Annotated in this window: 1 tRNA gene and 1 rRNA gene; both read left to right on the top strand. The window is 51.2% G+C overall.

Features of this window, described 5'->3' with window-relative positions:
• Window positions 1-3: 3 nt before the first annotated feature.
• A tRNA-Ala gene (locus O9Y01_RS23040) sits at window positions 4-79 on the top strand.
• Between the two features lie 333 nt (window positions 80-412).
• A 23S ribosomal RNA gene (locus tag O9Y01_RS23035) occupies window positions 413-3290 on the top strand.
• Window positions 3291-3343 lie beyond the last annotated feature (53 nt).

Here is a 3343-nt window from a genome sequence, read left to right as displayed (position 1 = left end):
CCCGGGGGATTAGCTCAGCTGGGAGAGCACCTGCTTTGCAAGCAGGGGGTCGTCGGTTCGATCCCGTCATCCTCCACCATTTCCTGCCAGACAGGAAGGCACTCAAAGGTTGGCAAACCAGAGCATCGAAGAGAAACGATGTTGTGGTTTGCCAGTCTTGGCTTTAAATAGTCGGCTGTTGTTCTTTAACAATTTGTAGAGTCGAATCAGCGTTGCTGATGGAAAGCAGAATCTTCGTAAAGGGGGATCTGCACCGTGCCATCAGCAACATTTGATTGCGTCAACGAACTTCAACTCTGATTTATCAGAGAGTATGAAGAACGGCGAAACGCGAATACTCAAAAACTTCCATCGTGAATACAAGACGATGTGAAGCAGTCCTTGACGACATCGAATGATGTCAAAGTTATAGGGTCAAGTGACTAAGTGCATGTGGTGGATGCCTTGGCGATTACAGGCGACGAAGGACGTGATAGCCTGCGATAAGCTTCGGGGAGCTGGCAAATAAGCTTTGATCCGGAGATTTCCGAATGGGGAAACCCACCTCGCAAGAGGTAACTCTGACTGAATACATAGGTCATTGTGGCGAACCGGGTGAACTGAAACATCTCAGTAGCTCGAGGAAAAGACATCAACCGAGATTCCGAAAGTAGTGGCGAGCGAAATCGGAGTAGCCCTCGTGTTTTAGCAGTTGGCATATCAGAACGGAATGGAAAGTCCGGCCATAGCGGGTGATAGCCCCGTATGAAAAATGTCGATTGTGGAACTAGGCACGAATAGAGTAGGGCGGGACACGTGAAATCCTGTCTGAACATGGGGGGACCATCCTCCAAGGCTAAATACTCGTAATCGACCGATAGTGAACAAGTACCGTGAGGGAAAGGCGAAAAGAACCCCGGGAGGGGAGTGAAATAGATCCTGAAACCGCATGCATACAAAAAGTAGGAGCCCGAAAGGGTGACTGCGTACCTTTTGTATAATGGGTCAGCGACTTACATTCAGTGGCAAGGTTAACCGAATAGGGAAGCCGTAGAGAAATCGAGTCCGAATAGGGCGTTCAGTCGCTGGGTGTAGACCCGAAACCAAGTGATCTATCCATGGCCAGGATGAAGGTACCGTAACAGGTGCTGGAGGTCCGAACCGACTAGTGTTGCAAAACTAGCGGATGAGCTGTGGATAGGGGTGAAAGGCTAAACAAACTTGGAAATAGCTGGTTCTCTCCGAAAACTATTTAGGTAGTGCCTCAAGTATTACCATCGGGGGTAGAGCACTGTTTAGGCTAGGGGGTCATGGCGACTTACCAAACCTTGGCAAACTCCGAATACCGATGAGTACAGCTTGGGAGACAGAGCACCGGGTGCTAACGTCCGGACTCAAGAGGGAAACAACCCAGACCGCCAGCTAAGGTCCCTAAAATTGGCTAAGTGGGAAACGAAGTGGGAAGGCTAAAACAGTCAGGATGTTGGCTTAGAAGCAGCCATCATTTAAAGAAAGCGTAATAGCTCACTGATCGAGTCGTCCTGCGCGGAAGATGTAACGGGGCTAAGCCAGTTACCGAAGCTGCGGATTTGCACGCAAGTGCAAGTGGTAGGAGAGCGTTCTGTAAGCCTGTGAAGGTGGGTTGTGAAGCCTGCTGGAGGTATCAGAAGTGCGAATGCTGACATGAGTAGCGTTAAAGGGGGTGAAAAGCCCCCTCGCCGTAAGCGCAAGGTTTCCTACGCAACGTTCATCGGCGTAGGGTGAGTCGGCCCCTAAGGCGAGGCAGAGATGCGTAGCTGATGGGAAACAGGTCAATATTCCTGTACCGATCAATAGTGCGATGTGGGGACGGAGAAGGTTAGCTCAGCCGGGTGTTGGATGTCCCGGTTCAAGCCTGTAGTCGTGCCTGGTAGGCAAATCCGCCGGGCTTAGATGAGGGGTGATAACGAGTCTGCTTGCAGACGAAGTGAGTGATACCCTGCTTCCAGGAAAAGCCACTAAGCTTCAGCTATTGACGACCGTACCGCAAACCGACACTGGTGCGCGAGATGAGTATTCTAAGGCGCTTGAGAGAACTCTGGAGAAGGAACTCGGCAAATTGACACCGTAACTTCGGAAGAAGGTGTGCCTTTAGTAGGTGAAGTTGTACAAACGAAGCCCAATGAGGCCGCAGAGAATCGGTGGCTGCAACTGTTTATTAAAAACACAGCACTCTGCAAAGACGAAAGTCGACGTATAGGGTGTGACTCCTGCCCGGTGCTGGAAGATTAAATGATGGGGTGCAAGCTCTTGACTGAAGTCCCAGTAAACGGCGGCCGTAACTATAACGGTCCTAAGGTAGCGAAATTCCTTGTCGGGTAAGTTCCGACCTGCACGAATGGAGTAATGATGGCCACACTGTCTCCTCCAGAGACTCAGCGAAGTTGAAATGTTTGTGATGATGCAATCTCCCCGCGGAAAGACGGAAAGACCCCATGAACCTTTACTGTAGCTTTACATTGGACTTTGAACAGATCTGTGTAGGATAGGTGGGAGGCTTTGAAACCTGGTCGCTAGATCAGGTGGAGCCGACGTTGAAATACCACCCTGGTGTGTTTGAGGTTCTAACCTTGGCCCGTTATCCGGGTTGGGGACAGTGTATGGTGGGCAGTTTGACTGGGGCGGTCTCCTCCCAAATCGTAACGGAGGAGTTCGAAGGTACGCTAGGCACGGTCGGAAATCGTGCTGATAGTGCATAGGCATAAGCGTGCTTGACTGCGAGACTGACAAGTCGAGCAGGTACGAAAGTAGGACTAAGTGATCCGGTGGTTCTGTATGGAAGGGCCATCGCTCAACGGATAAAAGGTACTCTGGGGATAACAGGCTGATACCGCCCAAGAGTTCATATCGACGGCGGTGTTTGGCACCTCGATGTCGGCTCATCTCATCCTGGGGCTGTAGCCGGTCCCAAGGGTATGGCTGTTCGCCATTTAAAGAGGTACGTGAGCTGGGTTTAAAACGTCGTGAGACAGTTTGGTCCCTATCTTCCGTGGGCGCTGCAAGATTGAGAGAGCCTGCTCCTAGTACGAGAGGACCGGAGTGGACGCACCTCTGGTGTACCGGTTGTCACGCCAGTGGCATCGCCGGGTAGCTATGTGCGGAAGAGATAACCGCTGAAAGCATCTAAGCGGGAAACTCGTCTCAAGATGAGTCTTGCCGGGGCCTTGAGCCCCCTGAAGAGTCGTTCGAGACCAGGACGTTGATAGGCTGGGTGTGGAAGTGCAGTAATGCATTAAGCTAACCAGTACTAATTGCTCGTGAGGCTTGACCCTATAACTTTGACTTCACAGTCAAAGTGGACGGTATTCAAGTGACGTCGTTCTTC

The sequence above is a fragment of the Pelomonas sp. BJYL3 genome (assembly GCF_027257975.1).
Lineage (GTDB): Bacteria > Pseudomonadota > Gammaproteobacteria > Burkholderiales > Burkholderiaceae_C > Roseateles_B > Roseateles_B flavus.
This window is presented reverse-complemented; position numbering and strand designations above follow the sequence as displayed.